The following is a 25,969-nucleotide window of genomic DNA, read 5'->3' as shown; positions in this document are numbered from 1 at the left end:
CGGTGCTCCCACCTTCTCACCCACCACTGACAATCGGCCTCGGCCGCCGGACGGGGGGAGAGAGGAGAGGGAAGAGGGGGAGGAGAGGGGACAGAGGGGGGAGAGGGCGCCACCGAGAGGGCGCTCCAGGCGCGTGTCAGGTCGTGGGGGTGTCGAGTATGAGACGGGCCGCCGGGCGGCAGGGGCGGCCCAGGGCCGCGCAGCGCTGCTCGAAGTCCGGCGGGAGCCAGCCCCGGCCGAGCAGGCGGGGGTGGGCGGGGAACGCGGTGAGGGCGGCCAGGGCGAAGAGAAGGGACGCCCACGGGGTCCGCAGGTGGAAGGTCAGGTACTGGCCGTCCCGGTCGTTGAGGAACGTGCCCTGGAAGACGTCGGGCGCGACGAGGTCGATGGCGTTCAGCGCGGAGTAGGCCACATCGAGCCAGGCGATCTGGTGGGCGAAGTGCACCTTGCGCAGGGAGATCGTCACGTCGCCGTGACCGTCCTGGACCCACCTCGGCACGGCGTCGCGCTGCGCCCTGCCCTGGCGGGCGGAGTTGGCGATCGCCGTCGCCGCCAGGCTGCCCAGGACGAAGCCGGGGCTGCCGAACGCGAAGGTGTTGTGGTGGACGTAACTGCCGTCCCCCAGCGCCCGCCAGGTGGCCCGCAGTCCCGGGCCGAAGGCCAGGACGCGGTCGCCGTGGTCGACCCTGGCGGTGGTGGCGAGGAGCGGCCGCTCGTGCAGCCGGCCCTCGGCGAGGTCCGCGAGGATGTCACAGGTGTGCCAGAGGTAATCGTCGAGCGGGGACCACGCGGCCTCGTACCGGTCCCCGGACGGAACCGGAAGAGGAAGGTTCATCCGGCGCTCCTCTCGTTCTGGCCCTCGGCCCAAGTCCGCTGGTGTGTGCAGGCAGTTTAGGCGGGGCCCGATGGGAGACGGGCACGCTTCGCGCCTTCCCACGGACACGCCGGCGCGTGCTCCGCGACCCGGGACGCCGTCGGCGTACGGCGGCCGGAGACGGACCCCGCCCGTCAGGCCCGCCCGCGGCCGTACGACGACGAGCCGGCGGAGGGCCCGCCGTAAGGGCACCGGCCGTCAGGCGACCGGCCGTCAGGCGACCGGCCGCCAAGGTGATCGGAGTCACGACCGCGAAGCGCGGCCCGTGGGCCATCCTGGTCGCCATGAGCATCCATCGCGCCTCGCCGTTGGAACCCGACCCGAGCACGATGGTCGACATGGCGGACCTGGTGACCCGGCGGATCGCCGGCTTCCTCGCGACACTCGACGTCCGGCCGACGCACGTCGGAACCGCCCCTGAGGCCGAGGAGAAGCTGACGGAGTCCTTCCTGGCCGGGCCCCCGGAGGACGGCGCTCCCCTGGAGTCCCTGATGGACCGGCTCGGGGCGGCCGCCGAGAACGCCATCGAGTCCGCCGGGCCGCGGTTGCTGGCGGCCTCGCCCGGCGGCGGGCTCTACTCGTCCGCACTCGCCGAGTTCTTCACCAGGGCCCTGAACCGCTACGGCACCCTCGCCGCCGCGGCCCCCGCCCTGACCGCCCTGGAGGAAGGCGTCCTGCGCTGGATGGCGCGCGATGTGTGCGGGCTTCCGCCCGGCGGTTCGGGCATCCTCACCACCGGCGGGTCGGTGGCCAACCTCTCCGCCCTGGTGACGGCCCGTCACGACCGGCTCGGGGAGGACATCGGGCGGGGCACGGTCTACGTCGGCGAGCAGGCGCATTACTCCGTCGTGAAGGCCGCCCGCATCGCCGGCATCCCGCGGCGGAACGTCCGCGTGGTGCCCGCCGACGGCGACCTGCGGATGGACCTCGACGCCGCCGCGGAGCTGATACGCGCCGACCGAGCCGCCGGACTGCGGCCGTTCCTCCTGGTCACGACGGCGGGGACGACGGACACCGGAGCCGTCGACCCGCTGGCGGACGCCGCCGACCTGGCCGCCCGCGAAGACCTCTGGTTCCACGTGGACGCGGCCTACGGGGGCTTCTTCCGGCTCACCGCACGCGGCCGCGAGCGCACGGCGGGCCTCGAACGGGCGGACTCCGTCACCCTGGACCCGCACAAGGCCCTGTTCCTGCCGTTCGGCACCGGCGCCCTCGTCGTCCGCGACCCCGCCCTGCTGCACGCCGCGCACGAGGGATCCGCCCCCGCCCTGGAGGACGTCGGCGCCTCCGACTCCCTCCCGGACTACGCGCAACGGGGGATCGAACTGAGCAGGGAGAACCGGGGGATACGAGTGTGGCTGCCGCTGCACCTCCACGGACTCTCCGCCTTCCGCGCCGCACTCGACGAGAAACTCGACCTCACGGCCCGCCTCCACGGTCGGCTGAGCACCGATCAGCGGCTCGACGTGCCCTGGCGGCCCGAACTGACCACCGTCGCCTTCGCCGTCCGGCCGAGGAACGCCGGGGAGACGGCACGGCACGACGCCGAGGCCGCGACCCACCGGCTCCTCGAAAGCATCAACGCCGGCGGCAGGACGATGGTGCACGGCACCACCGTCGCGGGCCGGAGGCTGATCCGCGTCTGCGTGCTCGCGCACCGGACGCACGGGGAGCACGTGGACGAGGTGCTCGACGCGATCACCGCCGGAACCGCCGCGCTGTGAGCCCGGGGGAGCGGTGGAGCCGAAGTGTTCCCGAGTCCGGGGGAGTGGTGGATCCGGAGCGTTCCCCAGCCCGGACGAGCGGCGGAACCGGTGCGATACCAAGCTCGGACGAGCCGTGGAACGGGAGCGGACCGCCAAGCCGGACGAGCCGTGGAACGGAAGCGGGTCGCGAGCCCGCACGAGCCGCTGGACAGGAGCGGTCGTCACCCCGCACGTCATCCAGACCCAGAACGGTGTCGACACACGGAAAGGCCGACTCACCCATGCCAACCCGATATGCGCTGTTCGACGCGGCCGACCAGTCCTTCGGCGCGTTCGTCTGCCGTCAGTGGGCGGGCGCGGCGACCGCGCTCCGCCTCCCCGCCGACGGCCTGAGACGGACGGAAACGATTCTGCGCGCGGCCCTGGCCGACTGGTTCGCCACGCCCGTCGGACGGGAGTGCCGCATACCCTCGTACGTCGCGGCGGACGGTTTCCCCGCCGAGATCTCCGTCAACTGGTCGGGAGACCGCCCGGAGCTGCGCGTCCTCTTCGACGCCGGCTTCTGCTCGCCGCGCCCCGGGGAGTCGGCCAGGGCGGTGACGCGGACGTTCGCGGGACTGCCGGGCGTCAGCCTCGACCGGTACCTGAGCGTCGAGGACGACTTCCTCGACGACGCGGACCACGAACCCGCGCCGCTCTGGCACGCGATGGCCTGGCGCCCGGGCGAGGAGCCGGTCTTCAAGGCGTACTTCGGGCTCTACCGGTGGGAACACCGCAGGCGCGCGGCCGTGACCGGACGGGTCATGGAACGGCTGGGCATGGGGTCCGCGTGGCGGAACACGGAACGGACGCACGACTCCGCCCCCGGCGACAGGGAACTCGAGTTCTTCGCCCTCGACCTCTCCCGGACACCCATGGCACGAGCCAAGGTCTACTACCGGCACCACGCCGCCGACCTGGACACGGTGAACGCCTTCGCCTCGACGGCACGGGCCCACGATCCGCTCCACGCGGCGAAGGCGTACCGACGGCTCGCCGGTCCGGACCGGAAGGACGCGGGCGAGGCCGCGTTGACGTGTCTGGCGTTCCGGAGCGGCGAGGACCGGGCGGCCGAGGCGACCACCTACCTCCGCATGCCGGGCCTCTGCGCGGACGAACGGGAGGCGGCCCGCCGGGTGGAGGCGGTCCTGCGCGACGAGGGCGTGCCCACCGGCCCCTACCGGGCTTTCGTCGACGCGCTGGCCCCCGGCCCACTGGAATCGTTCACCGGACTCCAGGAACTCGTCAGCCACCGGACGGGCCGCCGCCCCGGTGACGTCACCACCTACCTGCGCTTCTCCGTGTACCCGGGCCCCTGCCGCGCCGGCCACGCGCTCCCGAGCAGCGGCGCGGCGGCGGCCCCGCCCCACCGGTGACCCGTCCCCGCGGCACGGCGGACGTGCGGTGGCGGCCTCCACCGGAGGGCCGGACCCGGGACGGGGCCGGCGGAAAAACCACCGGCCCCGCGCGAGTCGTCAGCCGCTTCCGCCGCCGCGCGTCACACGAAGGCGCTGTGCCCGGTGACGGCCTTGCCGACGATGAGCGTGTTCATCTCCCGGGTCCCCTCGAACGAGTACAGGGCCTCGGCGTCGGCGAAGAACTTCGCGATCTCGTACTCGAGGACGATGCCGTTGCCCCCGAAGAGCTCACGGGCCCAGGCGACGCACTCGCGCATCCGGGCGGTGGTGAACGCCTTGGCGAGGGCGGCCTGTTCGGCGGTGTCCCGGCCGGCCTCGGTCAACTGGGCGAGGCGGACGGTCATGCCGAACATGGCGGTCACGTTGCCGAGCATCTTCACCAGCAGGTCCTGGACCAGTTGGAAGGCGCCGATGGGCCGGCCGAACTGCGTGCGGTCCACGGCGTAGGCGCGGGCGAGTTCGTAGGCGCGCACCGCGACCGCCAGCGCCTGCCAGGCCACCCCGCCCCGGGTGCGGGCCAGGATGGCGGCGGTGTCGCGGAAGCCGTCGACCCGCTGGAGGCGGTCGGCCTCCGGGACCCGCACCCCGTCCAGGGTGATGTCGGCGTTCTGCACGGTGCGCAGCGCGATCTTGCCCTCGATCTTGGTGGCGGTGAAGCCGGGGGTGTCCTTCGGCACCACGAACCCCTTCACGTTGCCGTCGGCCGTGTCGCGCGCCCAGACCACCACGAGGTCCGCGAACGTGCCGTTGCCGATCCACCGCTTGGCACCGTCGAGTATCCAGGTGTCGCCCTCGCGCCGGGCCGTGGTGCGCATGCCGCCCGCGACGTCCGAGCCGCCCTCGGGCTCGGTCAGGGCGAAGGCGCCGATCGTCCTCATCGCGGCCATGTCCGGCAGCCAGCGCTCACGCTGTTCGTCGCTGCCGCCGCCGTGGATGCTGCCCATCGCCAGCCCGGTGTGGACACCGCAGAACACCCCGAGCGACGGGTCGACACGGTTGAGCTCCAGGGTGAGGAAGCCGGAGAACAGCGCTCCGCGGTCGCGGCCGTCGCCGAACTCCGGATAGGTGTATCCGGCCGGGTTGATCCGGGCGATCTTCTCGACCGCCTCGAAGGGGAACTCGGCCCGCGCCCAGGCGGCATCGGCCAGTGGCTTGATCTCCCGCTCCAGGTGGTCGCGGATGGCGGCCAGTTCCTCCCGGTCGGCGGGGTCGAGCAGATCGGCGAACCCGAAGAAGTCCGGGGTGGGATCGGCGGGCTTGGACATGGATGACTCCTTCTTCTCAAGGAGGGGGCGGCGGGATGCGGCCCCGCCGGCCCCCGTGGGTATCGGGCGGTCCTTCACCCCTGCTCGGCCCGGCGCAACGCCTCGTCGAGCGCGAGCTGCTTGCGGTCGCGCAGCGCGGCGCGCCGCCGGTACGCCTCGGGGCCGCTTCCGTACGCGGCCTCCGTCTGGCCGACGAGCGTGGCGACGGCGTCGGCGTCCAGCTCCGGGTGGCCGAGCCGCCGCCAGCCCTCGGCCAGGCCCGGGCCCAGGTGCCGCATCATGTGCCGGATGCCGCCGGGGCCGCCCCCGAGATGGAAGCTCTCGAACGGACCGACGGCGGCGTACCGGCCGCCCAGCGAGGTCTTCATCACGGTGTCGAGCTCCGCGGCGTCGAGTACACCGCTCAGGACGAGGTGGATCGCCTCCTGGAGCACGGCGCTCTGCAGCCGGTTGGCCGCGAACCCGGGAAGCTCCTTGCGCAGCCGCACCGGCGTCCTGCCCAGCGACCGGTAGAGGGCGAGGGCCTCCGCCACGGTCGCCTCCGCGGTGCGCTCGCCCGGCACGATCTCCACGAGCGGAACGACGTGCGGCGGGTTGAAGGGATGGGCGACGAGCAGCCGCGCCGCGACGGCGTCCGGCAGCCCCTCGGCGATATCGGTGGCGACGATGCCGGAGCTGGAGGTGGCCAGCAGCGCGTCGGCGGGGGCGTGGCGGGCGACGTCGGCGAACAGCCGCCGCTTGAACTCCACGTCCTCCGGCCCGTTCTCCTGCACCACCCGCGCGCCGGCCACGGCCTCCGCCGGGTCGTGCGTGGTGCGGATGCGGCCGCGCAGACCGGCCGCGTCACTGCCGGGGAGCCCGGCGGCGAGCATCGGCAGCGCCTCGTCCACGGCCGGGTCCAGGTCCTCGCGCGGATCGGTGACGGCCACCTCCCAGCCGTACGCGGCGAACAGCGCCGCCCAGGCGAGGCCGATGGTGCCGGCACCGACGACGGCGGCGGTGCCCGGCGGGCGAGTGGCGGTCATGAGGAGGCCTCCTCGGCGAGGTAGTCGTGGACCGGGACGGCCGGGGCCAGGGTGAGATCCGTGACGACGTGGCTCGCGGAGACGATCCCGAGTACGGGAAGGTCCGCCAGCGGCGCCAGGACGTGCGCGAACAACTGGAGCCGGGCGGGCCCGGTGTAGGCCTCCTTGACCGCCAGGTCGGTGATCCGGGTGCGGACGAGCTCGCAGACGCGCGGGGTCCCGTCGTAGCCCGGGACGGTTTTGAGCATGTACGTGGGCACGGCGATCCGCTCGCGGGCGGTCTCCGGGTCGAGCGGGTGGTGCTTGTAGCCCATCGTGGCGGTGGCCACCCGGACGCTGCCGTAGTCCAGCGTCCCCACCAGCGCGCCCTGCTCGGCGTACAGGGCGGGTCCGCCCATCGCCTTGGGATAGGCGCCCACTTCGCGGCCCGCGGCCGTGGCCGCGAAACTGTCCAGGTACATGGCGTGCAGGTACTCGCCCCGCTCGGCTCCGAAACGTACCGCGATCGCCTGCCCCGCCTCGACGTACGGGCCGTAGGACGTGACGTCGCCCATCTTCATCACCTCGAACCGCACCAGCGGCTCGTCGGCGTCGATGCTCAGCGGCTCGGGCACCACCGCCCGCAGCGCCTCGGGGTCGGTGCGGTAGACGATGCTCAGGTACTCGCGGTCGGTGAAGCGGACGGCGGCCGGGGCGTACGCGGGCGCCGTGACGGGCGTGTCCAGGGTCCGCAGGACCTGTGCGCGGTTCACCGTCCGCTCCACTCCGGCGCGCGCCGTTCGGTGAAGGCGCGCACCCCCTCGGCGAAGTCGGCCGAGCGCAGCAGCGCGCCGATCTCGGCGGCCTGCGCGGCGAACGCCTCCGGCTCCGGGACCCCGTCCGCTCGCCGGACGGTCCGCTTCACCGCGGCCAGGGCCAGCGGCGCGTTGGCGGCGATCTCCTCGGCGAGCTCCAGGGCGACGGACAGCGCCCGGCCGTCGGGGGTGACGCGGTTGACCACGCCGAGCTCGCGGGCGCGTACGGCGGTCACCGTACGGCCGGTCAGGAGGAGCTCCATGGCCAGGTGGTGGGGGACGCGCTTGGGGAGCCGGACGGCTCCGCCGCCACCGGGGATCAGCCCCCGCCTGACCTCGGGGAGCGCGAAGGAGGCCCCCTCGGCGGCGACCACCAGGTCGCAGGCGAGGGCGAGTTCGAAGCCGCCGCCCAGCGCGTGGCCCTCGACGGCCGCGATCAGCGGCTTGGACGTGGCCGCCTCGACGAGTCCGGCGAACCCCTTGCCGGGCACGGTCACCGCCTCCCCGCGGGCGGCGGCCTTGAGGTCCATGCCCGCGCAGAAGGTGCCGCCCGCGCCGGTGAGCACACCCACCCGCAGCCCGGGTTCGGCCTCCAGGCGGTCCACGGCGGCGGCGATGCCCCGGGCGACCGCGGCGTCCACGGCGTTGCGGGCCCGCGGACGGTCGATGGTGACGACGAGGGCACCGCCGACGGTGTGGGTCCGGACGGGCTCCGGGGCTCCGGTACGCGTGCTGTCGCTCACCGTCCCGCCTCCCCGCGGGCGAGCTCGTCGAGCACCTCGTCGGTGTGCTGGCCGGGCAGCGGGGCGTGCCGGCGCACCGAGGCCGGAGTGGCCGAGAACACCAACGGTATGCCGATCACCCGGTAGGCGCCCTCGGTGGGGTGCTCGGCGACGTCCAGCAGATGACCCTCCCGTACGTACGGGTCGTCGGCGGCCTCGTCGAGGCGCAGCACGGGACCGAAGGGGACGCTGTGCCGGGCGCAGACCTCCGCCCACTCGGCGGTGGTCAGCCGGGGCGTCACCGACTCCAGCAGCTCGACCAGGTCCTCGCCGTCCCGCGTGGAGTCGATGAACTCCCCGTTGACGCGCGGGTCCTCGGCGAGGTCGGGGCGGCCCGCGGCGACGAACAGGTCACGGAAGTTCTCCGGGCTGTACGGCATGACCATCGCCAGGCCGTCCTTGGTCGGGCGCGCCCGGTGCCCCTTGTTCATGGACAGCGGGAAACCGGTCGGCCCCGCCGGCGGCTCGAAGGTCCGGCCCTGCAGATGCTCGACCAGGTTGAACGCCAGCAGCGTGTCCACCATGGGCACTTCGACGTGCTGACCGCGGCCGGTCGCGCGCTGGTGCACGAGGGCGGCGAGCGCCGCGTAGACGATCGTCAGCGCCGCGACCTTGTCACCGAAGATGCTCGGCAGCACGACCGGCGCCCCCACGTCCCCCGCGCGCTCCGCGAGGTCGACGAGCCCGGAGGCGGCCTGCACCGTCTCGTCGTAGGCGGCCAGCCGGGCCCGCCCGGAGTCGGAACGGAACCCCTGCGCGTGGACGTGGACCAGGCGGGGGTTGGCCGCGGCGAGGCTGTCGTAGTCCATGCCCAGGCGGCGCAGGGCGTCGACGCGCATGTTGGTGATCAGGATGTCGGCCCTGCCGATCAGCTCCAGCGCCCTGGCGCGTTCGGCCCCGTCCTTGAGATCGAGCCGCACGCTGCGCTTGTTGCGGTTCACGTTGAGGTTCAGTGGGGTCATGCCGGGCGTGCGGTGCAGGGTGCCGACCCGCACGGTGTCGTGCGGCGACTCGATCTTGACGACGTCGGCGCCGAGGTCGCCGAGGATCTGGGCCGCGTACGGGCCCATCACCACCGTGGACAGGTCGACGACGCGCACCCCGGCGAGCGGGCCGCCCGGCGCGTCGGTTTTTCCAGCGGATTCCATCACCACTCCAGCACGGAAGACGGGACAGGAAAAGAATTCGAAAGCATCCCGGGTTTTCCCGGTGCCGTGGAAAACGCTAGTACCGGCGGTCGGGACAACCCAAGCGATCAGTGACACCGATGCGCGAAAAACGGCGTGACCGGGGTGGTCACGCCGTTGTCGGGAAGGGAGCGGAGAGCCGGGCGGGCCGGACCGGTCAGCGAGGATCGCAGGGAGGGTGAGCGGCGGGGACCGGGGAAGAGGCGCCGGGAGCGTCCTCGGGGGAACCGGCGAGAGTGTCCGCCCGCGTGTCGAGGGGCGCGGCGAACACCGCTCCCGCCGCGCTGATCAGGGCATGCAGATCGCCGTCCGGCCGGGCGCGGTCGCGCCGCCAGACCAGACCGGTCGCCAGGGCGGGCGAGAAATCCCGGAACGGCAGGACGACGCTCGCGTCCTTTCCCTCCCCGCGGCTGCCCGCACTGAGCAGCGTGATGCCGAAGACCGAACCGTTCGCCACGATTTCACGCACGCTCGCGTAATCCCCGATATCGAGATTGATCTCCCGGTGGATTCCCGCGGCTTTCAGGCGCACTTTGATCTGGTCGAAATAGGTCGGGAGTGTGCCGGGCGCGGACGTCACATACGTGTGGTCGGTGAGCTCGCTCAACGACACCGAACTCCGTCCGCCGAACTCGGCGCCCGGCAGCAGCGCCCCCAGCGGCTCGTGCAGCAGTTCCAGCACCTCGATGCCGTCGGCGTGCACGGGCAGGTGCACCAGCGCCATCGCCAGGTCGCCACGCTGCACGGCGGCCACGAGGTTCCCGCTGTTGCCGGGCCAGCGCTTGACGTCGTACTCGTCGGCGCAGCGCCCCTCGAGCCGCGTCAGACGCTCCCGCAGCACCGGGTGCAGGGCCGGCACCACCCCCACGTACGCCGCCCGCCGCTCCGTCCCCAGGGCCTGGCGCAACCGCCAGGGAAGGTCGTCGAACCGGCCCAGGACGTCCTTCGCCGCCGGCAGCAGCGCCGCGCCGGCGGGGGTGAGTGCCACGTGGTGGGAGTCCCGGTCGAAGAGCCGCCGGCCGAGCTCCCGTTCCAGGTCCCGTATTCGCTGACTCAACGGCGAGGTGGCCATGTGCAGTTGCCGCGCGGCACGGGAGAAACTGAGGTTCTCGGCGACCGCCACGAAATAGCGCAGGTGAAAGATCTCCACTACAGGACCCTATCGGCGCCCGCGCGACCCTTCCGGCGCCAGACCCGCCACGGGGCGCCGGGCCGCACTCCCGGGCCCCACCGCGGCTCGGGCGGCTCGGGCGGAGGGGGAGCTCCCCGCCGTAGCGGCCAGGCGATCAGCATCCCGGTGACGAAGCCGACCACGTGCGCCAGGTACGCCACGGTCGCGGCGTCCGAGACGCCCGCGCCATAGGAGTACGCCGCCTGAAGGGCGAACCACAGTCCGAGGACCACCCAGGACGGCAGGCGCAGGGGCAGGAAGAGCAGGAACGGCACCAGCACCCAGACCCTGGCCCGGGGGAAGAGGACGAGGTAGGCGCCCAGCACCCCGGCGATGGCCCCCGAGGCGCCGATGAGCGGGGTGCCGGAGTCGGCGTCGGCCAGCGCGAACCCGTAGGCGGCGGCGTAACCGCAGACGCCGTAGAACAGCAGGTAGCGCACATGGCCGAGCCGGTCCTCGACGTTGTCCCCGAAGATCCACAGGAAGAGCATGTTGCCGAGCAGGTGCAACCAGCTACCGTGCAGGAACATCGCGGTCAGCACGGACAGCGGCGGCGACTTGTCGTAACCGGGCGGCCTCACCAGGCACCCCGCACCGGCCGGCCCCACACCGACCTGCCCGGTGGGCACCGACTCCGGCAGCCGGGCGTGCACCAGCTCCCGCGGCACGGCCGCCCACCGGTCCAGGAAGGCGTGCAGCCGGCAGAGGTCCGCCAGTCCGCTGTCCCCGGTCACCGAGCCGGCGACGCCCGGCGTGCGCAGGAAGACCACGACATTGACGATGACGAGCGCGTACGTCACCCACGGCGTCCGCCGCACCGGATTCACATCGTGCACAGGGATGACCACAGCACATCACTTCCCGGTCGCCGCCCGCCGAATCAGACCCCACCCTGTTCGGAGGGCCAGGGCGGTCCACCCCGCCCGCGGACGGCGAGGGGACGACAGAGGCCGTCCCGCTCGCGACACCGCCGGAGCCGCCTCCCGCCCTGGCGGCCACCGGGCGCGGGACGGCTCCCCGGGCGGACCGCGGCCTGACGGCGGACGCCCGACGGCCGGCGCCGGCTTCGCCGCCCGCCACCCGGGTAGACGAAAGGGAGGGTGAGCCGGCAAGCGAGTGGGGGAGGGGCGTCATGGCTCTCGGCGAGCACGGCGGCGCGGAGGACGACCTGAAGAGGGCGGAAGGGGCCGCCGCGGGGCACTTGGAGGCGGAACGCCTCGCCGGGAAGCAGCGGGAGGAAACGAAGACACGCATCATCGGCGGTGACGGAACGAAACGGGCGGAACTGTCGCTGACCGACGCCGACTCCGGCATCGTCACGCTCACCGCGCGCGGGGGCAACGGGATACCGAAGGCGATCCGGGTGGCCGACGAGGCCGGCAGGCTGATCGCGGCCTACATCGGGTTCGCCCTGGACGACCTGAGCGTGGCCAAGTCGGCCCGCTCGGCGGTCGCGGGAGCGGTCGCGCTGTCCCTGGACAGCACCGACGAGCAGGACGAGGCCAAGGCCGAGTCGCCCGGAGGCGTCATCGTGGGGCAGACCGGCGAGGACGTCACCGTGCGGCTGACACCCGAGGAGTTCCGGGACCGCACCGTCACCCTCTTCGCCGGTGAACTCATCGATCTCTCCCGCGAATTGCGGGGAACGGTGCTGCGGGACACGGGCGGGCCGGCGGACGGCTCGTCGTCCTGACCCGTCGTTCGCCGAGCGGAAGAGGCGGAGACGGCGACGAGACGTGGGCGGGGCCCACCGCACCGGCGGTCCCGCTCACGGCGGTCGACGCGGGGGAGGGACGGCGCGCGTTCGACGGGCCGCATGCCTGGTGACCGCCCCCGAACCGGCGGCGCCGACGCCCGCGTGGGCTCAGCCGGCCGCCTCCCGGGCCACCCGCTCCAGCCGCCGCCGACGGCCTTCCCGCCACGCCTGGTCGACCGACGGCATGCTGTCCGTACCCGGCAGGTATCCGGCGGATCCGTCGACGAGTTCCCGCACGATGTCCGCGTGCCCGGCATGCCGCTGGGTGTCGGAGATGACGCGCACCAGGACGTGATGCAGCGTCACCTCCCGGCGTTCCTCCGGCCACCAGGGGACATGACCGACCGCGTCGAGCGTCAGCGCCGCGATCGTGCTGTCGGAGTGCTCCCAGGCCTGTCGGTACAGGCCGACGACCTGTTCCCGTGACTCGTCCGCGGTGGCCCACATGTCCGCGTCGGGTTCCGGGTCTTCGGTGTACCACCAGGACGGCGGCTCCTCATGGAAAAAGGGCCGCCCGAACGTGTCGCCGAAGTAGCCCAGTTCCACGCCGGCGACATGCTTGACCAGTCCCAGCAGGTTCGTTCCCGTGGGGGTCAGCGGACGGCGGACGTCATACTCCGAGAGCCCGTCGAGCTTCCACACCAGGGCTTCCCGCGCCTCTCGCAAGTACCGGAGAAGGTCCGCTTTCGGATTCGGTGCGATCATGCCGGGCAGTCTCCCACCCGGCACTGACAGCCGAGGGCGGCCCGCGGGTCACTGGCGACGCCCCCCGGCTGACGCCACACGACGACTCCCCGCGAAAGCGACACGGCCGGCCAGTGTCGGCGACGTTCCTCCACCGTCGCGGCCCAAAAACCGATCACATTCGATCGACGATCGATTAATCTGACTGCCTTGCCGCAAGGCGGCGATCAAGTATCCACGCTCCGGGGGGAAACGTGGTCGGCGCGGCATCCGGACTCGTCCCGCCCTCTCCGCGTCTCATCGCGGCATCTCTCCGCGCTCGACGTGGTCCGCGCCCGCTCCGGCCCGGCCGGTCAACCCGGCTCGGGCTCGCGGCGACGACGCGACCGGCACCTCCGGAGCACTCCACACCGTCCCGTGGGCCGGCGACGCCCGTCGCCGAGCCGCCAGGCTTCCGGGCGGTCACCGCCCTCCGTTCCCGTGTCCCGACCAGGAGACCCCCATGCCCCAGTCCCACCCCGGCCGCAGGACCGTACTCGCAGCAGCCGCCGCCACCGTGGCCGGATCCTCGCTCCTCTCCGCGCTGAGCGCCGCCCCCGCCCACGCGACCGGTGACGGGGACCTCTACGGTTCCAACTCGGAGCTGTACACCAAACTGGCCGGCAAAGAAGGCGTCGATTACGCCCGCCGCTACAGACGGCACGAAGTCCTGGACGCCGGCGCCGGCGAGAACACCCCTTTCCCGCGCACGGCCATCATGGCCCTGCACGGTGGCGGCATCGAAGCCGGCACCTCGGAACTGTGCCTGGGCATCGCCGGATACCACCCGGCCTCCCTCAAGACCACGCCGGACGGCGGCCCGGTCCACGACTACTGGATGTTCGAGGGCCTCCGCGACGGGACGAACGCCTCCAACCGCGAACTCCACGTCACCGCCAAGAACTGCGACGACCACGTGGCGCTCGCCATGGCCGCCTCCAGCCTCAACGTCCTCAGCCTGCACGGCTGTCAGTACGGACAGGCCGGCCTGCCGTCGTCACGGCCCGAAGGCGTCGTCATCGGCGGACGCAACCCCGCGTTCCGCCGCCACCTCACCGAGGAACTGCGGCGCGCGGGCTTCCGGACCGTCGACGGAGCGGACTTCCCCGACCTCAACGGCGACCACGAGAAGAACCCGTGCAACCGCACGATGCTCGGCATGGGCGGCCAACTGGAGCTGACCACCGAGCTCCGGAAGAGCATGTTCGACGATTTCACCCGCGCCGGCCGCCCGGCCGGCACCAGGACCGCCTTCTGGGACTTCACCGCCGCGTGCCGCAAAGCCATATCCCGCCTTGAGGCGACCCAGCCCATCCTCTGACCGCGACCGGAGCCGGGCCCGGGACCGGTGCGGCACCACCCCGCCTCTCCGGCCCCGCCGCTTGGAACGACAGCTCCGCCGGAAACGGCAGCTCCGCCGGAAACGGCAGCTCCCCGGGACCACACCGGCGGCCCACCGTCCGTCCGGAAGCGCCACGGCCCCGGTGGGACCGCCGACGGGCCGCACCCGGCCCGGCCTCCGGCCCCGGCGTCCGAATGTGACAGAAGCACGTCATTGCGGCCGCGGTGGTGCTCCCCGGACGATGGACCCATGCCCCCAACGCACCACCGTGTCGTGATCGCGGTCTTCCCCGACGTCGACCTCCTCGATGTCACCGGCCCGGCCGAGGTGTTCGCGCTGGCCGAGCGGGAGAGCCACGGCCGCGCCGCCTACCGGGTCCGGCTCGCCGGTCCCGGTCCGGCCGGGGAGGCCGTGGCGACATCGGCGGGCGTACGCCTGGTGACCGATCTGAGCATGGACGACGTCGGGACGGCGGTGGACACGCTCCTCGTCCCCGGAGCGGTCGACCCGGCACCCGAGGGCCCGCGGGTCCGGCTCGACGAGGGCCTCGTGGAATGGATCAAGGCGACGGCCCCGCACGCGCGCCGCGTCGCCTCGGTGTGCGTGGGCGCCCACCTCCTGGCGGCGGCCGGCCTGCTGGACGGCAGGAAGGCGACGACGCACTGGTCCACCGCCGCGCAGCTAGCCGCGGACCATCCGCGGGTGGACGTCGACGCGGACCCGATCTTCATCCGCTCGGGCCGGGTGTGGACCGGAGCGGGCATCAGCGCCTGCCTCGACCTGGCGCTCGCCCTGGTCGCCGAGGACCACGGCGAGGAGCTGGCGCTGGCCGTGGCCCGGCAGTTGGTCGTCTACCTCAAGAGGCCGGGCGGCCAGAGCCAGTTCAGCGTGCCGATCAGCCGCCCGGCGTCGTCCCGCAGGGACATCGACGAGCTGCGCCGGTACATCGGCGAGCACCTGGACGAGGACTTGTCGGCGGCCGCCCTGGCGGCGCGGATGTGCCTGAGCGAACGGCACTTCTCCCGCGTCTTCACCCAGGAGACGGGCACCACCCCCGCCGCGTACGTGGAAGCGGCTCGCGTGGAGGCGGCCCGCCGCCTGCTGGAGACCACCGACCAGCCTCTCGAGCAGCTCGCCCGCGCCTGCGGCCTGCGCTCGGTGGAGACCCTGCACCGGGCGTTCCGCCGGCGGATCAGCACCAGTCCGGCGGCATACCGCCGCCGCTTCCGCACCACCTGACCACAGCACCTCTTCCCTCCCACCAACCCTCCGCACGTTCCGGCGTGCCCGATAACTCCCTTTTACTCCTTGTTGGAAGGACGCGTTCCCATGCCCGCTTCGACCACCCTGCGCGACGTCTTCGGCCTCGACGGCCGGCTGCCGCACCTGAAGGACACCACCCTGTTGATGATCGATTTCCAGAACACCTACCGCACCGGCGTCATGTCCCTCGACGGCGCCGACGACACCCTGGCCGCCGGCGCCCGGCTGCTGGGCGCCGCCCGTGCCCTGGGCGCCCCGGTGGTGCACGTGGTCAACGACGGCGGCCCCGGCACCCCGTACGACATCCGGGCCGACATCGGCGCGATCAGCGACGAGGTCGCTCCCCTGGAGGGAGAGCCGGTGGTGGCCAAGCGGTTCCCGGACGCCTTCCACGCCACCGACCTCGAGGCCACGCTGCGCGCGCTGGACGCCGGACCCGACCTCGTGCTGGCCGGCTTCATGACCCACCTGTGCGTCGCGTTCACCGCCCAGGGCGCCTTCAACCGGGGCTACCGCCCCACCGTCGTCGCCGAGGCCACCGCCACCCGGCCCCTTGCGGCTCCGAACGGCCCCACCGTCCCCGCCGCCACGCTCCAGAGCGCGGCGCTCACCACCGTGAAGGACCTGTTCGGCCTCGTCGCCCTCCGGGTGGAGGACCTGACGTCCTGACGACTCAACGTCCTGACGACTCAACGTCCTACGACCTGACGTCCTGACGACCTGACAGAGGAGCCGCCGCCCTTGGGCCGCCCGCCTCACCGCCCCGCGAGGCGGGTGGCCCGGGAGCCATGACAGGGCCACGGCCATGAGCCGGCCGGACGAGGCGGCCCTCCGCCGCCCGGCGGAGGGCCCCGGCCCCGTGGCATGACGCACCGCCGCGCCCAGCCCAGCAGAGTCGTGCCCATGCCGGAACAGCCTGACCGCCCTGATCACCCTGAACACTCCGCTCACTCCGAACGCCGCGCCCGCCGGCGCCGCCTTCTCGCCCGGTTCGCCGTCGTCGCGTGCATGCCGTATCTGATTCTGAAACTGCTCTGGATCGCCGGGGCCGACGTCGGGGTCGAGGACCTCGGCGAGGTGTCGCGCGGAGAGTGGGTCGCGGCCAACGCGGTGACCTTCGGGATGGACGCGATCGCGGCGCTGATCGCCCACGCCCTCACCCGGCCCGGCGGCGGACGCGTGCGCGCGTGGCTGCTCCTGTTCCCCATGTGGGTGGCGACGGGCATGCTCGTCACCCTGATGATCACCGTGCCGGTCGGCCTGGGCGTCATCGCGGTGACCGGCGCCGAGAACCCGGCCATGGCGAACGACATGCTCCGGCCGTGGGTGTTCGCCGTCGTCTACGGCGGCCTGATCGCCGAAGGGCTGGTCCTGCTCGGGGCGTTCGCCCTGTACGCAGACGAGCGCTGGGGCACACTGCTGCGCACCCGCCTACGGGAACTGACCGACCCCGCCGGAACGCTGGGCATGCAGCGGGTACTCACCGCGCTCGCCCTCGGGTTCCTCGTCCTCTCGGGAGCGCTGCGTCTGCTGTGGGGGACGGGGTCGGAACTCGGCGTGAACGCGGAATGGGCGGCCCACCGCGACGCCATCGGCCGCACGCGCGACCTGGTGCACGGCGTGGCGGCCCTGACCGGTGCGGCCGGCCTGTACGCGCTGGTGTTCCGGCGAGGGGGACGGGTGCGCGTACGCGTCCCCCTGGTGATGGCCTGGACGGGGGTGGGCGCCGCCTTCGGCTCCGGCGACTGGATGGACGTGGGACGCTCACCGAAGACGTCGGCCCTCCTGGGCGTCGGCGACACGGCCGACCTGATCGCCGGACTGCTCACCCTGTGCGTAGCCTGCTTCGCGCTGGCGGAACTGACGGCCGCCGGGAACCGCACGGCCCCACCACCGGCACCCGAGGCGCCCCGCACCGACACCCCGGCGCTCACTCCGGTGCTCACTCCGGCGCTCACTCCAAAACCGGCACACCTTCCACGATCGACAGCACCGACGGCGTGGGAACCACCCGGGACAGGCGCAGACCGGCCGCCTCGAAGAGGGTACGGAAGTCGTCCTCCGCGCGTTCCCGGCCCGTGAGCGAGGCCATCATCATCAGGTCCAGCGTCTTGCCCATGTGGGGTTCGTTCCCGGGCGGGATGACGGCGTCGACGACGAGGACGCGCCCACCGGGGCGCATGGCGTCACGGCAGTTGCGCAGGATGGTGACGCACTGCTCGTCGTCCCAGTCGTGCAGGATGCGCTTGAGGAAATAGAGATCACCGGCGGGTACGGAGGCGAAGAAGTCACCTTCCTCGAGGGACCAGCGCCCCACCGTCCCCGGGACGTCCAGACGGTGCCCCGCCAGGACGTGCGGCCGGTCGTAGAGGACGCCACGCAGCCCCGGGCGGCCGTTCAGGACGGCCGACAACAGGCCGCCCCGGCCACCGCCCACGTCGACCACGGTGGCCTCCGGCGGGTAGTCGTACGCGTCGGCGACGGGCACGTTCTCCGTCTCGGACAGGGCGGCCATGCCCTCATGGAAGACCGCGGCGGTCTCCGCGTCGCGCGCGAAATGGTCGAAGAACGGCATGCCGAAGATGTGGCCGAATACGGACCCGCCGTCCTCCAGACAACGGGACATCTCGCCGGCGGGCCGCCACATCGTCGGATCGGTCAGCATCAGCACCGCCGACCGCACGGACACGGGCGCGTCCGTGCACAGCGGCTCGCCCGCCGCCGTCAGCCGGAACCGGCCCTCGGCGTCCTCCTCGACCAGGCCCCGGGTGGCGAGCAGACGCAGCACCCGGTGCAGGGCGGTGGCGTACGTGCCGGTGGCCTCGGCGAGTTCGGCCGGAGTGCGAGGACCTTCGACGAGGTGATCGGCCACGCCGGTGACGGCGGCCACGCGCAAGGCGGCGGAGTGGAAGTAGACGACGGATTCCTCGACGAGCCGGGCCGCGTTGCGGCGGGCCTCCGCGTTCATGGTCATACCTCCGGTGACAAAGGCGGAACCGGACGACGGGGACCGGCCCCGCGGCAGCCGACGGGAACGAGGTGGGGGAGAGGCGAACAGCACCTCCCGCGCGACGAGAGCACGCCGTACGCATCCGACGCCAGGGCGCACGCTCCCCGAGGGACCGGATCACGACATGCCGGAGCGTCGGCCGCGGCCGCTCGCGGGACACCGAAGGGGCCGGAGTCACCGGGCGGACCCGGCTCCGCTAGGGTCACCCACCATGATCGAATTCAGCGATGCCTTCCTCCACGAGGCGGAGCGCCATGCCGCCTGGGGCGCCGCCCAGTTGCAGGCTCTCACCGCGTTCCTGCCCCCGTCCGAGTGGAGTGCGGACCTGTCCGCGTGCCTGTACCGGCAGGGCGACGTGGAACTGCGCGTCGCCGTGCTCGGCACCTACGACGCGGAAGACCACTCCTGGATGTGGGGCTGGGCCAATCCCGGTCTGCGCGGCACCCCGGTCGTGGCGCCGACCGAGGAAGCCGAGCGCTTCGGGCGGGACCACGGCATCGCCGAGTTCACCGAGGAGGTTCTCGACCTGTCCGGCTTCGCCGACCCGCGGCGCGCCGCCGAGACCCTGGCCTTCGCCGGGATGGGCGTCACCGGAGCCCCCGGTTACATCGGCATGCCCGCCGGCCCCACGACCCAGGTCTACTTCCTGCCGGACGACCCCCGGGTCCCCCGCGCCGGTCTCGACCCCGTCACCCTGCCGAGGATCCTGATGACGGGCGCTTCCCTCATCGGCCGCTCTCCCCGCCGGGTGGTCACGGGATTCTTCGACCACCACGCCGTCCCGTGGCGCGAGGACGGCCACCGCATCGTCGCCACCCTCCCCGGCCCGGCCACCGCCGAGATCGACTTCGACCCGGCCGGCCGCATCGCGTCCGTTCACCTGCCCGTCCTCCGCTGAACCACCCGGCGCCCGGCACCGCCGACGGCGCCGGGACGGAGGCCGCCGGGGGAATCGGCGAGACGGAAGCGAGCGGCAATCGGCCCGCGCGCACGTCCCCACGGATCCGGTGCGGAGCCGTAGGGTCAGCCGGATGAAGGTGATCTCGCTCGGTTTCCGGACCGATCTGATGTTGCTGGCCATGGACGGCTCCGACATCACCGATCGCGGTTCGCACATCGTGGTCCGCACCCCGGCCAACCCCGATTTCTGGTGGGGGAACTTCGTCCTGCTCGCGACCCCACCCCGCGCCGGCGACGCTCGGACGTGGTCAACGGCGTTCACCCGGGAATTCCCCCGGGCGCAACACCTCGCGCTCGGAGTGGACGGCACCGACGGCGACGCGGGCGACCCCCGTGAACTGGCCGACCTCGGCGTGACGGCCGAGGCGAGCACCGTGCTGACCGCCACCCGGCTGCCGCCGCCCGCCGAGCCGCGCAGCACCGCGGACATCCGCTCCCTGACCACCGACGAGGACTGGGCCCAGGCCCTCGAACTGCGCGTCGCGTGTGACGACCACTTCACGATGACGGCCGACCACCGGCGGTTCCTGGAACGCAAGGTCGCCGGGTACCGCAGGCTCTGTGACGCCGGCCACGGCGCCTGGTTCGGGGCCTTCGTGGACGGCCGGGTCCGGGCGGGCGTCGGCCTGTTCCACGACGGCAGCGGGCCGGCGCGCTTCCAGAACGTCGAGACCCACCCCGCGTACCGCAGGCGGGGGCTGGCCTCGTCCCTCGTCCACCACGCCGGCCGGTGGGGTCTGGGCCGGCTCGGCGCCCGCAAACTCGTCATCGTCGCCGACCCGGCGTATCACGCGATCCGCCTCTACCACGCCCTCGGCTTCACCGACGCCGAACAGCAGGTCCACCTTCTCCGCGCTCCCGCCCCCGGCGAAGACCAGGCCACCTGACGCAGACCGCCCTGACACCGACCGCGTGGCCGCCGACAGGGATCGCCGATCGCCGCGTTTGTTACCATCATGCGTTCGGACGGTTGTGGCGGCCGGCGGAGCGCGCGACCTGTTCCACGCGCCCTCGGTTTTCTCGTTGGCCGTGTTTGCCGCTGCAGGCCTTCCCGCATTCGTTCCCCCAAGGAAGGCTTTTCGTGACGCACCCGGTTTCCGACGTCCCGCCCGGCGACCCCACCCGAGCCGCCCCCTCCGCTCCGGCACCTTCCCCCGTGGCCTCCTTCGCCGGCCTCGGGCTCCCGGCCGAGGTGCTGCGCGTGCTCACCGAGCGCGGTGTGCGCGAGCCCTTCCCGATCCAGGCGGCCGCGCTGCCCGACGCACTGGCGGGCCGGGACGTCCTGGGCCGTGGGCGTACCGGGTCGGGCAAGACGCTCGCCTTCGGCCTGCCGCTGCTGGTCCGGACGGCCGGACGGCGCGCGGAACCGAAACAGCCCCTGGCCCTGATCCTGGTACCCACCCGAGAGCTGGCCCTGCAGGTCACCGAGGCCCTCGCGCCCTACGCCGACGCGCTTCGGCTGCGGACGGCCACGGTGGTGGGCGGCATGTCGGTGGGCCGGCAGACCGCGGCACTGCGCGACGGCGCCGAGGTCGTGGTCGCCACCCCGGGCCGTCTGCACGACCTCGTCGAGCGCAAGGCCTGCCGCCTGGACCGCGTGCGCGTCACCGTCCTCGACGAAGCCGACCAGATGTGCGACCTGGGTTTCCTGCCGCAGGTCACCGGGCTGCTCGAACAGGTGCGGCCCGGCGGCCAGCGGATGCTGTTCTCGGCCACCTTGGACCGCGACGTCGAGCATCTGGTCGGCCGCTACCTCCACGACCCCGCCACCCACTCGGCCGACGCGTCCGCGAGCGTGGTCAAGACGATGGAGCACCACGTCCTGGTCGTCCACGGCCCCGACCGCTACGCCGTTACAACGGAGATCGCGGCCCGTGACGGCCGTGTCCTGCTGTTCCTGGACACCAAGCACGGGGTCGACCAGCTCACCAAGCACCTACGGGCCAACGGGGTGCACGCCGCGGCCCTGCACAGCGGAAAGTCGCAGCCGCAGCGCACCCGGACCCTCGCGCAGTTCAAGGACGGGCGGATCACCGCTCTGGTGGCGACCGGCGTCGCGGCCCGCGGCCTGCACGTCGACGGCCTGGACCTCGTGGTCAACGTCGACCCGCCCACCGACGCCAAGGACTACCTGCACCGCGCGGGCCGCACCGCCCGCGCCGGCCGGTGCGGCAGCGTCGTCACCCTGGTCCTGCCGGGCGGACGCCGGGACATGAGCCGGCTGACGGCCGAGGCCGGAGTCGAGGCGACGGTCACCAAGGTGCGCTCGGGCGAGGCGGAACTGAGCCGGCTCACCGGCGCCAAGCCCCCCACCGGAACCCCCCTCGACGGCAAACCCGCCGACGCGTCACGCCCCCGGAACACCAACGCCCCCTTCCGCGGCCTGGGCACCAACAAGAGCACCTCGCCCGCCGGCAAGGGCAAGCCGTCCCGCAAGGCCGCCGAGGCCCGCGCCCTGGCCGAAGCCCGCAAGGCGGCCCGCGTACGCCGCGGCGGCTGAACGAAGCGGGTACCGACCCAGCCCCAGGCCCCTGAGCACCGGGCCATGTACGCGCTGGCCGCCGGTGAAGCCCGATCCCCGTGAAGTCCGCTCCCCGCGGGACGCGTTCGCGCGGCGGCGAGGACGACGGAGGCACCGGCCTGCCGGCAGGAGGGCCGCCACCGACCTGACGGCGGTCCTCGACCCCGTGGACGCCGGACGGCCGTGACGGATCGCCGGCCGCCCGCCCGCGTCCCGGAGACGGCCGGGGCGACGGAGCGGTCCGCTCACGGCTTCCTGCGCCGACGTGACACCTACGGCCCGTGTGACCTCACCGAACCGGCCGAACCGGCCGAACCGGCCGAACCGGCTGAACCGGCTGAACCGGCTGAACCGGCTGAACCGGCTGAACCGGCTGAATCGGCTGAACCGGCTGAATCGGCCCTGGTCGAAACGGCGCGGGCCCGATGGGTAACGTTCCGGTCGGAGCCCGCTCGTCCGCCGCTGCCGTCGGACGACACGACGGAGGAGACGGTGGTGGCGCGGACGGTACGGCGGGCGATCGATGACGCCCCCGGCACGGCTCCGCCGCACGAACCCTTCCGCCCCTTCCGCACGACCCCCTCCGCACGAACCCACTGACCGCCCCGACTGCTGAATCCCGCCGCTGACCGACCGATCGGATTCCTTCCCCGCATGCTGCTGTCCCTCATCGTCATCGCCGTCTCCGCCGCCGTCTGGATGTGGAGGAAGCGCCGCGCCACGCCGTCCGCCGCCCAACTGGCCGCCGAGGGCTGGCTGCCGCCGGAGCGGCAGAACGCGGACCGTTCCTTCGCCGACCACGAGGCCATCGCTGTGGTGGCGGCCTTGGGGCGGGGCGACTGGCGGCCAGCCGCGCGGGGACTCGAGGCGACGGGCACCGACTGGGAACGGCGCTCGGCACTGGCCGGCATCATCGCGGAGAAGGCGGCCGAGGACGACTCCTGGCTGCGGGCCTGGGAGACCGAACGCCCCGACGACCCGGGCGCGGCCCTCGTCAAGGCCGAGGCGAAGGTGGCCGTGGCCTGGCAGATCCGCGGCACGGCCTGGGCCAAGGACACCACGGCCGAACAATTCGCGGGCTTCCACCACATGCTGGAGGAGGCGAGGGAGGACTTCGCCCGGGCCATCGCCCTGGCCGCGCCCGAGGACCCGACTCCGTACATCGCCAAAATCCCGCTCTACAAGGGCACGGGCGCGTCACACGAGGAGATGCGCAAGCTGTGGGCGGAGATCACCGCCCGCGCCCCGTACCACTTCGGCGCCCACTCGGGCGCGCTGTCGTACTGGTTCCCGCGCTGGCGCGGATCCGAGGAACTGGCCCTGGAATTCGCATGGACGGCGGCGCGCACGCTCCCGCCGGGCAACCTGATGACCATGCTTCCGCTGCAGTACTGGTACCACCACCTCGACGACGACGCCCCGGACGTCACCTACCGCTCGGTCCACCTCACCACCATGATCAACGCCGCACTGACGGACGTCGCGGCGTGCCGCCCCGACCACCCCTGGCTGGCCGACGCCCGTCACCTCCTGGCATACCTCCTGACGAAGCAGGAGCGCTACGCGGGCGCGGTGGAACAGTTCCGCCTGCTGGACGGCTGGATAGGGGCCGCGCCGTGGACCCACTACACCAAGCCGGAACTGGCCTTCTGCGGCTACCGCGACGCAGCGATCACCGGCGCCCGCCAGACGAACCGCTGACGGAAGCGGGAGCAGGGACCCGGGACGAGCGCACAGAACTGCCACCGCTTTGGCCTGCCATGAGGGCCGGTCCGAAGACCCGCCAAGACAGACGCCGCAAACGCCGTCCTCGCCCTCCGGGGCGGGGCGGGCGCGGCCGATCGCCGGTGAGGGGAAACGGCTGGCCGGGCTGTACTGCGAGCGCTGTGACGCCCGGCACTTGAAAGGCCGCCAATACGACGTGACCGTACGACTCGACGTAGCTCCCGAAGGACTCGGCCGGGCATGTCACCGTCCAGGTGCCGGAGGACTTCGGCGCCCCGCCCCGCACCGCACGCGTCGAAGGAGCCGTCGGCGTGAGGGAGGCCGAGCACGTTCGCGTGGCGCGCGTCCACGGCACGCCGGGGGACCGTCCTGGCGCATGCGCGCCTCGCCGATTGCGAAATGTTCCGCGCGATCCGGTCCGCTGCCGACACGCGACCTTCGGGGCCGGCCACCTCGGCGAGCCAGGGCAGGACGCCGCCATTGTTGCGGTCTTGGCACGGTCGGAGTGGGTGTCCGTGTGTTTTTGTTTGAGGGGTACGTCAGTGTCTTGTGTCACGGCCCGGGCCTCTTTCCCGGGAGCGTGGCCGAACTGGGCCCCTCCTGCGCCGGGTCTCTCGATGTGGTCATTTCCCGAGTCTCCGCCATCGCATGGCAGGCCGGTTGATCCGCAAGCTCAAGGTGCTGGTTCTTGTTCTGTGATCGTTTTGGTGGGGTGGTGTGTTGTGAGGTCGGGCTGTGGTGGTGCGGGTGGGTGTGGGGGTGTGCCGTGCCGTCCGTGGCCGCATACCGAACTCGTGGGGTACATCGAAGGATGTATCCCGCTGTTGTACTGGGGAATGAAATCCAGAGGCTTTATATGGGCACCCCGTTTTTCCCGCTCGCCAGGCGGTACGGTTCTCTCGCGGATATGACTTCGAGTGTGAGCCGAGGGGATGTGGCGATGCCGACGATTTACCTGGAGGCCGTCTCCATTGTCGTGAACGCTATGAGAAAAGGCTGCTCCTTCTCGAAGCGGGCGGCTTCCCGCCGGCCCGCCACAAAGCCCGTCCATTCGGCGCCGGCTGTGTCCTGACGGTGCCGCACCGGCTATGGGGGTCCAGGAAATGACGACACGGACGGCGAAGCGCCCGATGGCTCTGGGTGTGGCAGCCGTCGCGATGACACTCACCGCGACGGCCTGCGGCACCTCGGACGCAGGCTCCCGCAGCCCCAAGGGGGCAGTCTCGACAGTATCGGGCTCGGCGGCATCAGGTTTCGGCGAACTGAGCGGCGCGAAGCGGAGAATATTCCTCGAGCTCTTGGAGAACACCGAAAACAAGCCGTCAGGGGTCAGCGCCGACGATCTCGTCGAACAGGGCAATACGGTCTGCGCCACGAAGGGCAGCGGGGGGATCGGCGGGGCCGCCAAAACCACCTACAAGGTCACCCGGGACATTCAAAAAAGGCTCGGCATCTCCTTCACGCAAGCGGCCGCGGTGGTGGGCGCGGCCCGCGCGGCTTGCAAAACACAGCCGCGATAAAAACCGGCTGCGCATCGCGTTCATCGGGGACTCGGACCGGTACGTCCCGGGCGGGTTCCCGCTGGGCTCCGGTGTGGGGGTGATGTCCGGGGTCTTTCTCTGAACCTGCATCAACCGGGCGCTGCGCGGACCCTGCTCGACGCCGCGACGGCACGTGTCGGAAACCAAACCGGGCGGCCGGGGAACGGTGAAGGCGGACGGCTGGCCGCTACGGGGCGCGGCGGTCGCGGCGAACCGGGACCGCCGGCGTTGGGGGTGTTGGTGTTGTGTGGGTTTGGTTGGTGTGGTGTGGGCGGGTGGGGGCGGTGGCTGCCTCGGGCGTGCCCTGTGGAGCGGTCGGTTTCTCGTTCCGCGTCCTTACGGTTGCCCGCTGCCCGTGGTGGCTGTTTGTGGGTCGTCGTCCAGGGCGTGGCGCAGGCGGGTGAGGAGTGTCTCGAATTCTCGCAAGGCCTGGGGCGGGTAAGTGGTCAGGATGGCGTCTTGCCGTTGGTTGAACGGGGCGAAGAACTGGTCGGCGAGTTCTTCGGCGCGTCCGTTGCTGCGCAGGGTGACGATCCGCCGGTCGGTGTGTTCGCGGGTGCGGGTGATGTAGCCGGCGTGTTCCAGGCGGTTGAGCAGTGCTGTCATGGCTCCGGAGGAGAGGGAGATCCGTCTGCTGAGCAGGGCGGGGGACAGGGGGGCTCCCGCTTTTTCCGCCGCGGCGATCTCCAGTAGGGCGAAGGCGTCGGTGGAGTGCACGCCCAGGAGTGTGGCGAAGCGCCGTCCGAGCTCGGTGAAACTCGCCCCGTAGGCGCGCAACTCCTGGGCGAGTCGGTCACGTTGGGCCGCGACGTATTCGGCCTTGCCGGGCTCCCGCATCCGAAGCCGCCTTTCGTCTCGCACCGGCGC

At 72.5% G+C, this 25,969-nt stretch carries 23 protein-coding genes; 11 read left to right on the top strand and 12 right to left on the bottom strand.

The features are described 5' to 3' along the window. Positions 1-136 precede the first annotated feature (136 nt). Positions 137-835, bottom strand: coding sequence for a hypothetical protein (locus tag ACZ6X9_RS29630; RefSeq protein WP_469781090.1), 699 nt, complete (start codon positions 833-835; stop codon positions 137-139). 323 nt (positions 836-1,158) lie between these two features. Between ACZ6X9_RS29630 and ACZ6X9_RS29625 the strand changes: the two genes are divergently transcribed. Both ACZ6X9_RS29625 and ACZ6X9_RS29620 read left to right on the top strand, forming a co-directional pair. Continuing rightward, a complete protein-coding gene (locus ACZ6X9_RS29625; protein WP_469781089.1) occupies positions 1,159-2,598 on the top strand; it encodes a pyridoxal phosphate-dependent decarboxylase family protein in 1,440 nt (479 codons plus the stop codon). Positions 2,599-2,861: 263 nt separating this feature from the next. Further along, entirely contained in the window at positions 2,862-3,995 is a 1,134-nt protein-coding gene (locus ACZ6X9_RS29620) for a tryptophan dimethylallyltransferase family protein (RefSeq protein WP_469781088.1), read from the top strand. Between the two features lie 122 nt (positions 3,996-4,117). Here ACZ6X9_RS29620 and ACZ6X9_RS29615 read toward each other — a convergent pair whose 3' ends face one another. The 7 genes from ACZ6X9_RS29615 to ACZ6X9_RS29585 all read right to left on the bottom strand — a co-directional run bounded on the left by ACZ6X9_RS29615 (position 4,118) and on the right by ACZ6X9_RS29585 (position 11,109). Continuing rightward, on the bottom strand, positions 4,118-5,302 hold the full coding sequence (locus ACZ6X9_RS29615) for an acyl-CoA dehydrogenase family protein (protein ID WP_469781087.1): 1,185 nt from the start codon (positions 5,300-5,302) through the stop codon (positions 4,118-4,120). 74 nt (positions 5,303-5,376) lie between these two features. Next, the gene (locus ACZ6X9_RS29610; RefSeq protein ID WP_469781086.1) at positions 5,377-6,327 is read right to left on the bottom strand and encodes a 3-hydroxyacyl-CoA dehydrogenase NAD-binding domain-containing protein; all 951 of its coding nucleotides are present in this window, start codon (positions 6,325-6,327) and stop codon (positions 5,377-5,379) included. After that, positions 6,324-7,079 carry an acetoacetate decarboxylase gene (locus tag ACZ6X9_RS29605; RefSeq protein ID WP_469781085.1) on the bottom strand — a complete coding sequence of 252 codons (756 nt, stop codon included), beginning with the start codon at positions 7,077-7,079 and terminating at the stop codon, positions 6,324-6,326. The genes ACZ6X9_RS29610 and ACZ6X9_RS29605 overlap by 4 nt, the downstream gene beginning before the upstream one ends. Further along, entirely contained in the window at positions 7,076-7,864 is a 789-nt protein-coding gene (locus ACZ6X9_RS29600; protein WP_469781084.1) for a crotonase/enoyl-CoA hydratase family protein, read from the bottom strand. Before ACZ6X9_RS29600 ends, ACZ6X9_RS29605 begins: the two co-directional genes overlap by 4 nt. Continuing rightward, complete coding sequence (locus ACZ6X9_RS29595) at positions 7,861-9,051, bottom strand: CaiB/BaiF CoA transferase family protein (RefSeq protein ID WP_469781083.1); 1,191 nt, start codon at positions 9,049-9,051, stop codon at positions 7,861-7,863. Before ACZ6X9_RS29595 ends, ACZ6X9_RS29600 begins: the two co-directional genes overlap by 4 nt. 196 nt (positions 9,052-9,247) lie before the next feature. Continuing rightward, on the bottom strand, positions 9,248-10,240 hold the full coding sequence (locus tag ACZ6X9_RS29590) for a LysR family transcriptional regulator (RefSeq protein WP_469781082.1): 993 nt from the start codon (positions 10,238-10,240) through the stop codon (positions 9,248-9,250). Next, positions 10,240-11,109 (bottom strand): rhomboid family intramembrane serine protease, encoded by an 870-nt coding sequence (locus ACZ6X9_RS29585; RefSeq protein WP_469781081.1) that lies wholly within the window; start codon positions 11,107-11,109, stop codon positions 10,240-10,242. The genes ACZ6X9_RS29590 and ACZ6X9_RS29585 overlap by 1 nt, the downstream gene beginning before the upstream one ends. A 284-nt stretch (positions 11,110-11,393) precedes the next feature. On the opposite strand from ACZ6X9_RS29585, the gene ACZ6X9_RS29580 reads away from it, so the two are divergent. Next, entirely contained in the window at positions 11,394-11,954 is a 561-nt protein-coding gene (locus ACZ6X9_RS29580; RefSeq protein ID WP_469781080.1) for a hypothetical protein, read from the top strand. Positions 11,955-12,125: 171 nt separating this feature from the next. On the opposite strand, the gene ACZ6X9_RS29575 is transcribed toward ACZ6X9_RS29580, so the two are convergent. After that, entirely contained in the window at positions 12,126-12,722 is a 597-nt protein-coding gene (locus ACZ6X9_RS29575; protein WP_469781079.1) for a DinB family protein, read from the bottom strand. Between the two features lie 481 nt (positions 12,723-13,203). Between ACZ6X9_RS29575 and ACZ6X9_RS29570 the strand changes: the two genes are divergently transcribed. The 3 genes from ACZ6X9_RS29570 to ACZ6X9_RS29560 all read left to right on the top strand — a co-directional run bounded on the left by ACZ6X9_RS29570 (position 13,204) and on the right by ACZ6X9_RS29560 (position 16,014). After that, positions 13,204-14,061 (top strand): poly-gamma-glutamate hydrolase family protein, encoded by an 858-nt coding sequence (locus tag ACZ6X9_RS29570; protein ID WP_469781078.1) that lies wholly within the window; start codon positions 13,204-13,206, stop codon positions 14,059-14,061. A 270-nt stretch (positions 14,062-14,331) separates the two neighbouring features. Next, positions 14,332-15,321, top strand: coding sequence for a GlxA family transcriptional regulator (locus ACZ6X9_RS29565; protein WP_469781077.1), 990 nt, complete (start codon positions 14,332-14,334; stop codon positions 15,319-15,321). Between the two features lie 90 nt (positions 15,322-15,411). Next, on the top strand, positions 15,412-16,014 hold the full coding sequence (locus ACZ6X9_RS29560) for an isochorismatase family protein (protein ID WP_469781076.1): 603 nt from the start codon (positions 15,412-15,414) through the stop codon (positions 16,012-16,014). Positions 16,015-17,299: 1,285 nt separating this feature from the next. Here ACZ6X9_RS29560 and ACZ6X9_RS29555 read toward each other — a convergent pair. Further along, positions 17,300-18,313 carry a methyltransferase gene (locus tag ACZ6X9_RS29555; protein ID WP_469781075.1) on the bottom strand — a complete coding sequence of 338 codons (1,014 nt, stop codon included), beginning with the start codon at positions 18,311-18,313 and terminating at the stop codon, positions 17,300-17,302. Between the two features lie 253 nt (positions 18,314-18,566). Here ACZ6X9_RS29555 and ACZ6X9_RS29550 point away from each other — a divergent pair, with 253 nt between their 5' ends. From ACZ6X9_RS29550 to ACZ6X9_RS29535, 4 genes are all read left to right on the top strand, one after another. Then, positions 18,567-19,253 (top strand): DUF6882 domain-containing protein, encoded by a 687-nt coding sequence (locus tag ACZ6X9_RS29550; RefSeq protein WP_469781074.1) that lies wholly within the window; start codon positions 18,567-18,569, stop codon positions 19,251-19,253. 133 nt (positions 19,254-19,386) lie between these two features. Then, on the top strand, positions 19,387-20,202 hold the full coding sequence (locus ACZ6X9_RS29545; RefSeq protein ID WP_469781073.1) for a GNAT family N-acetyltransferase: 816 nt from the start codon (positions 19,387-19,389) through the stop codon (positions 20,200-20,202). 194 nt (positions 20,203-20,396) lie between these two features. Continuing rightward, complete coding sequence (locus tag ACZ6X9_RS29540; RefSeq protein ID WP_469781072.1) at positions 20,397-21,815, top strand: DEAD/DEAH box helicase; 1,419 nt, start codon at positions 20,397-20,399, stop codon at positions 21,813-21,815. Positions 21,816-22,490: 675 nt separating this feature from the next. Continuing rightward, positions 22,491-23,537 carry a hypothetical protein gene (locus ACZ6X9_RS29535; protein ID WP_469781071.1) on the top strand — a complete coding sequence of 349 codons (1,047 nt, stop codon included), beginning with the start codon at positions 22,491-22,493 and terminating at the stop codon, positions 23,535-23,537. On the opposite strand, the gene ACZ6X9_RS29530 is transcribed toward ACZ6X9_RS29535, so the two are convergent. Next, the gene (locus ACZ6X9_RS29530) at positions 23,492-24,031 is read right to left on the bottom strand and encodes a methyltransferase domain-containing protein (RefSeq protein WP_469781207.1); all 540 of its coding nucleotides are present in this window, start codon (positions 24,029-24,031) and stop codon (positions 23,492-23,494) included. The two genes, ACZ6X9_RS29535 and ACZ6X9_RS29530, sit on opposite strands and share 46 nt — an antisense overlap. Before the next feature lie 660 nt (positions 24,032-24,691). Here ACZ6X9_RS29530 and ACZ6X9_RS29525 point away from each other — a divergent pair. Next, on the top strand, positions 24,692-25,081 hold the full coding sequence (locus ACZ6X9_RS29525; RefSeq protein WP_469781070.1) for a hypothetical protein: 390 nt from the start codon (positions 24,692-24,694) through the stop codon (positions 25,079-25,081). A 357-nt stretch (positions 25,082-25,438) separates the two neighbouring features. Here ACZ6X9_RS29525 and ACZ6X9_RS29520 read toward each other — a convergent pair whose 3' ends face one another. After that, positions 25,439-25,939, bottom strand: coding sequence for a MarR family winged helix-turn-helix transcriptional regulator (locus tag ACZ6X9_RS29520; protein WP_469781069.1), 501 nt, complete (start codon positions 25,937-25,939; stop codon positions 25,439-25,441). Positions 25,940-25,969 lie beyond the last annotated feature (30 nt).

The organism is Streptomyces sp. NPDC052910, assembly GCF_055585605.1.
Note: the sequence above shows the minus strand (reverse complement) of the source record. Positions and strands in the feature narration are given on the sequence as shown.

Bases quoted from the DNA above. Each gene is read 5' to 3' on its own strand.
- ACZ6X9_RS29630 (WP_469781090.1), bottom strand. From the start codon at position 835: ATGAACCTTCCTCTTCCGGTTCCGTCCGGGGACCGGTACGAGGCCGCG.
- ACZ6X9_RS29625 (WP_469781089.1), top strand. From the start codon at position 1,159: ATGAGCATCCATCGCGCCTCGCCGTTGGAACCCGACCCGAGCACGATG.
- ACZ6X9_RS29620 (WP_469781088.1), top strand. From the start codon at position 2,862: ATGCCAACCCGATATGCGCTGTTCGACGCGGCCGACCAGTCCTTCGGC.
- ACZ6X9_RS29615 (WP_469781087.1), bottom strand. From the start codon at position 5,302: ATGTCCAAGCCCGCCGATCCCACCCCGGACTTCTTCGGGTTCGCCGAT.
- ACZ6X9_RS29610 (WP_469781086.1), bottom strand. From the start codon at position 6,327: ATGACCGCCACTCGCCCGCCGGGCACCGCCGCCGTCGTCGGTGCCGGC.
- ACZ6X9_RS29595 (WP_469781083.1), bottom strand. From the start codon at position 9,051: ATGGAATCCGCTGGAAAAACCGACGCGCCGGGCGGCCCGCTCGCCGGG.
- ACZ6X9_RS29580 (WP_469781080.1), top strand. From the start codon at position 11,394: ATGGCTCTCGGCGAGCACGGCGGCGCGGAGGACGACCTGAAGAGGGCG.
- ACZ6X9_RS29575 (WP_469781079.1), bottom strand. From the start codon at position 12,722: ATGATCGCACCGAATCCGAAAGCGGACCTTCTCCGGTACTTGCGAGAG.
- ACZ6X9_RS29570 (WP_469781078.1), top strand. From the start codon at position 13,204: ATGCCCCAGTCCCACCCCGGCCGCAGGACCGTACTCGCAGCAGCCGCC.
- ACZ6X9_RS29565 (WP_469781077.1), top strand. From the start codon at position 14,332: ATGCCCCCAACGCACCACCGTGTCGTGATCGCGGTCTTCCCCGACGTC.
- ACZ6X9_RS29560 (WP_469781076.1), top strand. From the start codon at position 15,412: ATGCCCGCTTCGACCACCCTGCGCGACGTCTTCGGCCTCGACGGCCGG.
- ACZ6X9_RS29555 (WP_469781075.1), bottom strand. From the start codon at position 18,313: ATGAACGCGGAGGCCCGCCGCAACGCGGCCCGGCTCGTCGAGGAATCC.
- ACZ6X9_RS29550 (WP_469781074.1), top strand. From the start codon at position 18,567: ATGATCGAATTCAGCGATGCCTTCCTCCACGAGGCGGAGCGCCATGCC.
- ACZ6X9_RS29545 (WP_469781073.1), top strand. From the start codon at position 19,387: ATGAAGGTGATCTCGCTCGGTTTCCGGACCGATCTGATGTTGCTGGCC.
- ACZ6X9_RS29535 (WP_469781071.1), top strand. From the start codon at position 22,491: ATGCTGCTGTCCCTCATCGTCATCGCCGTCTCCGCCGCCGTCTGGATG.
- ACZ6X9_RS29525 (WP_469781070.1), top strand. From the start codon at position 24,692: ATGGCTCTGGGTGTGGCAGCCGTCGCGATGACACTCACCGCGACGGCC.
- ACZ6X9_RS29520 (WP_469781069.1), bottom strand. From the start codon at position 25,939: ATGCGGGAGCCCGGCAAGGCCGAATACGTCGCGGCCCAACGTGACCGA.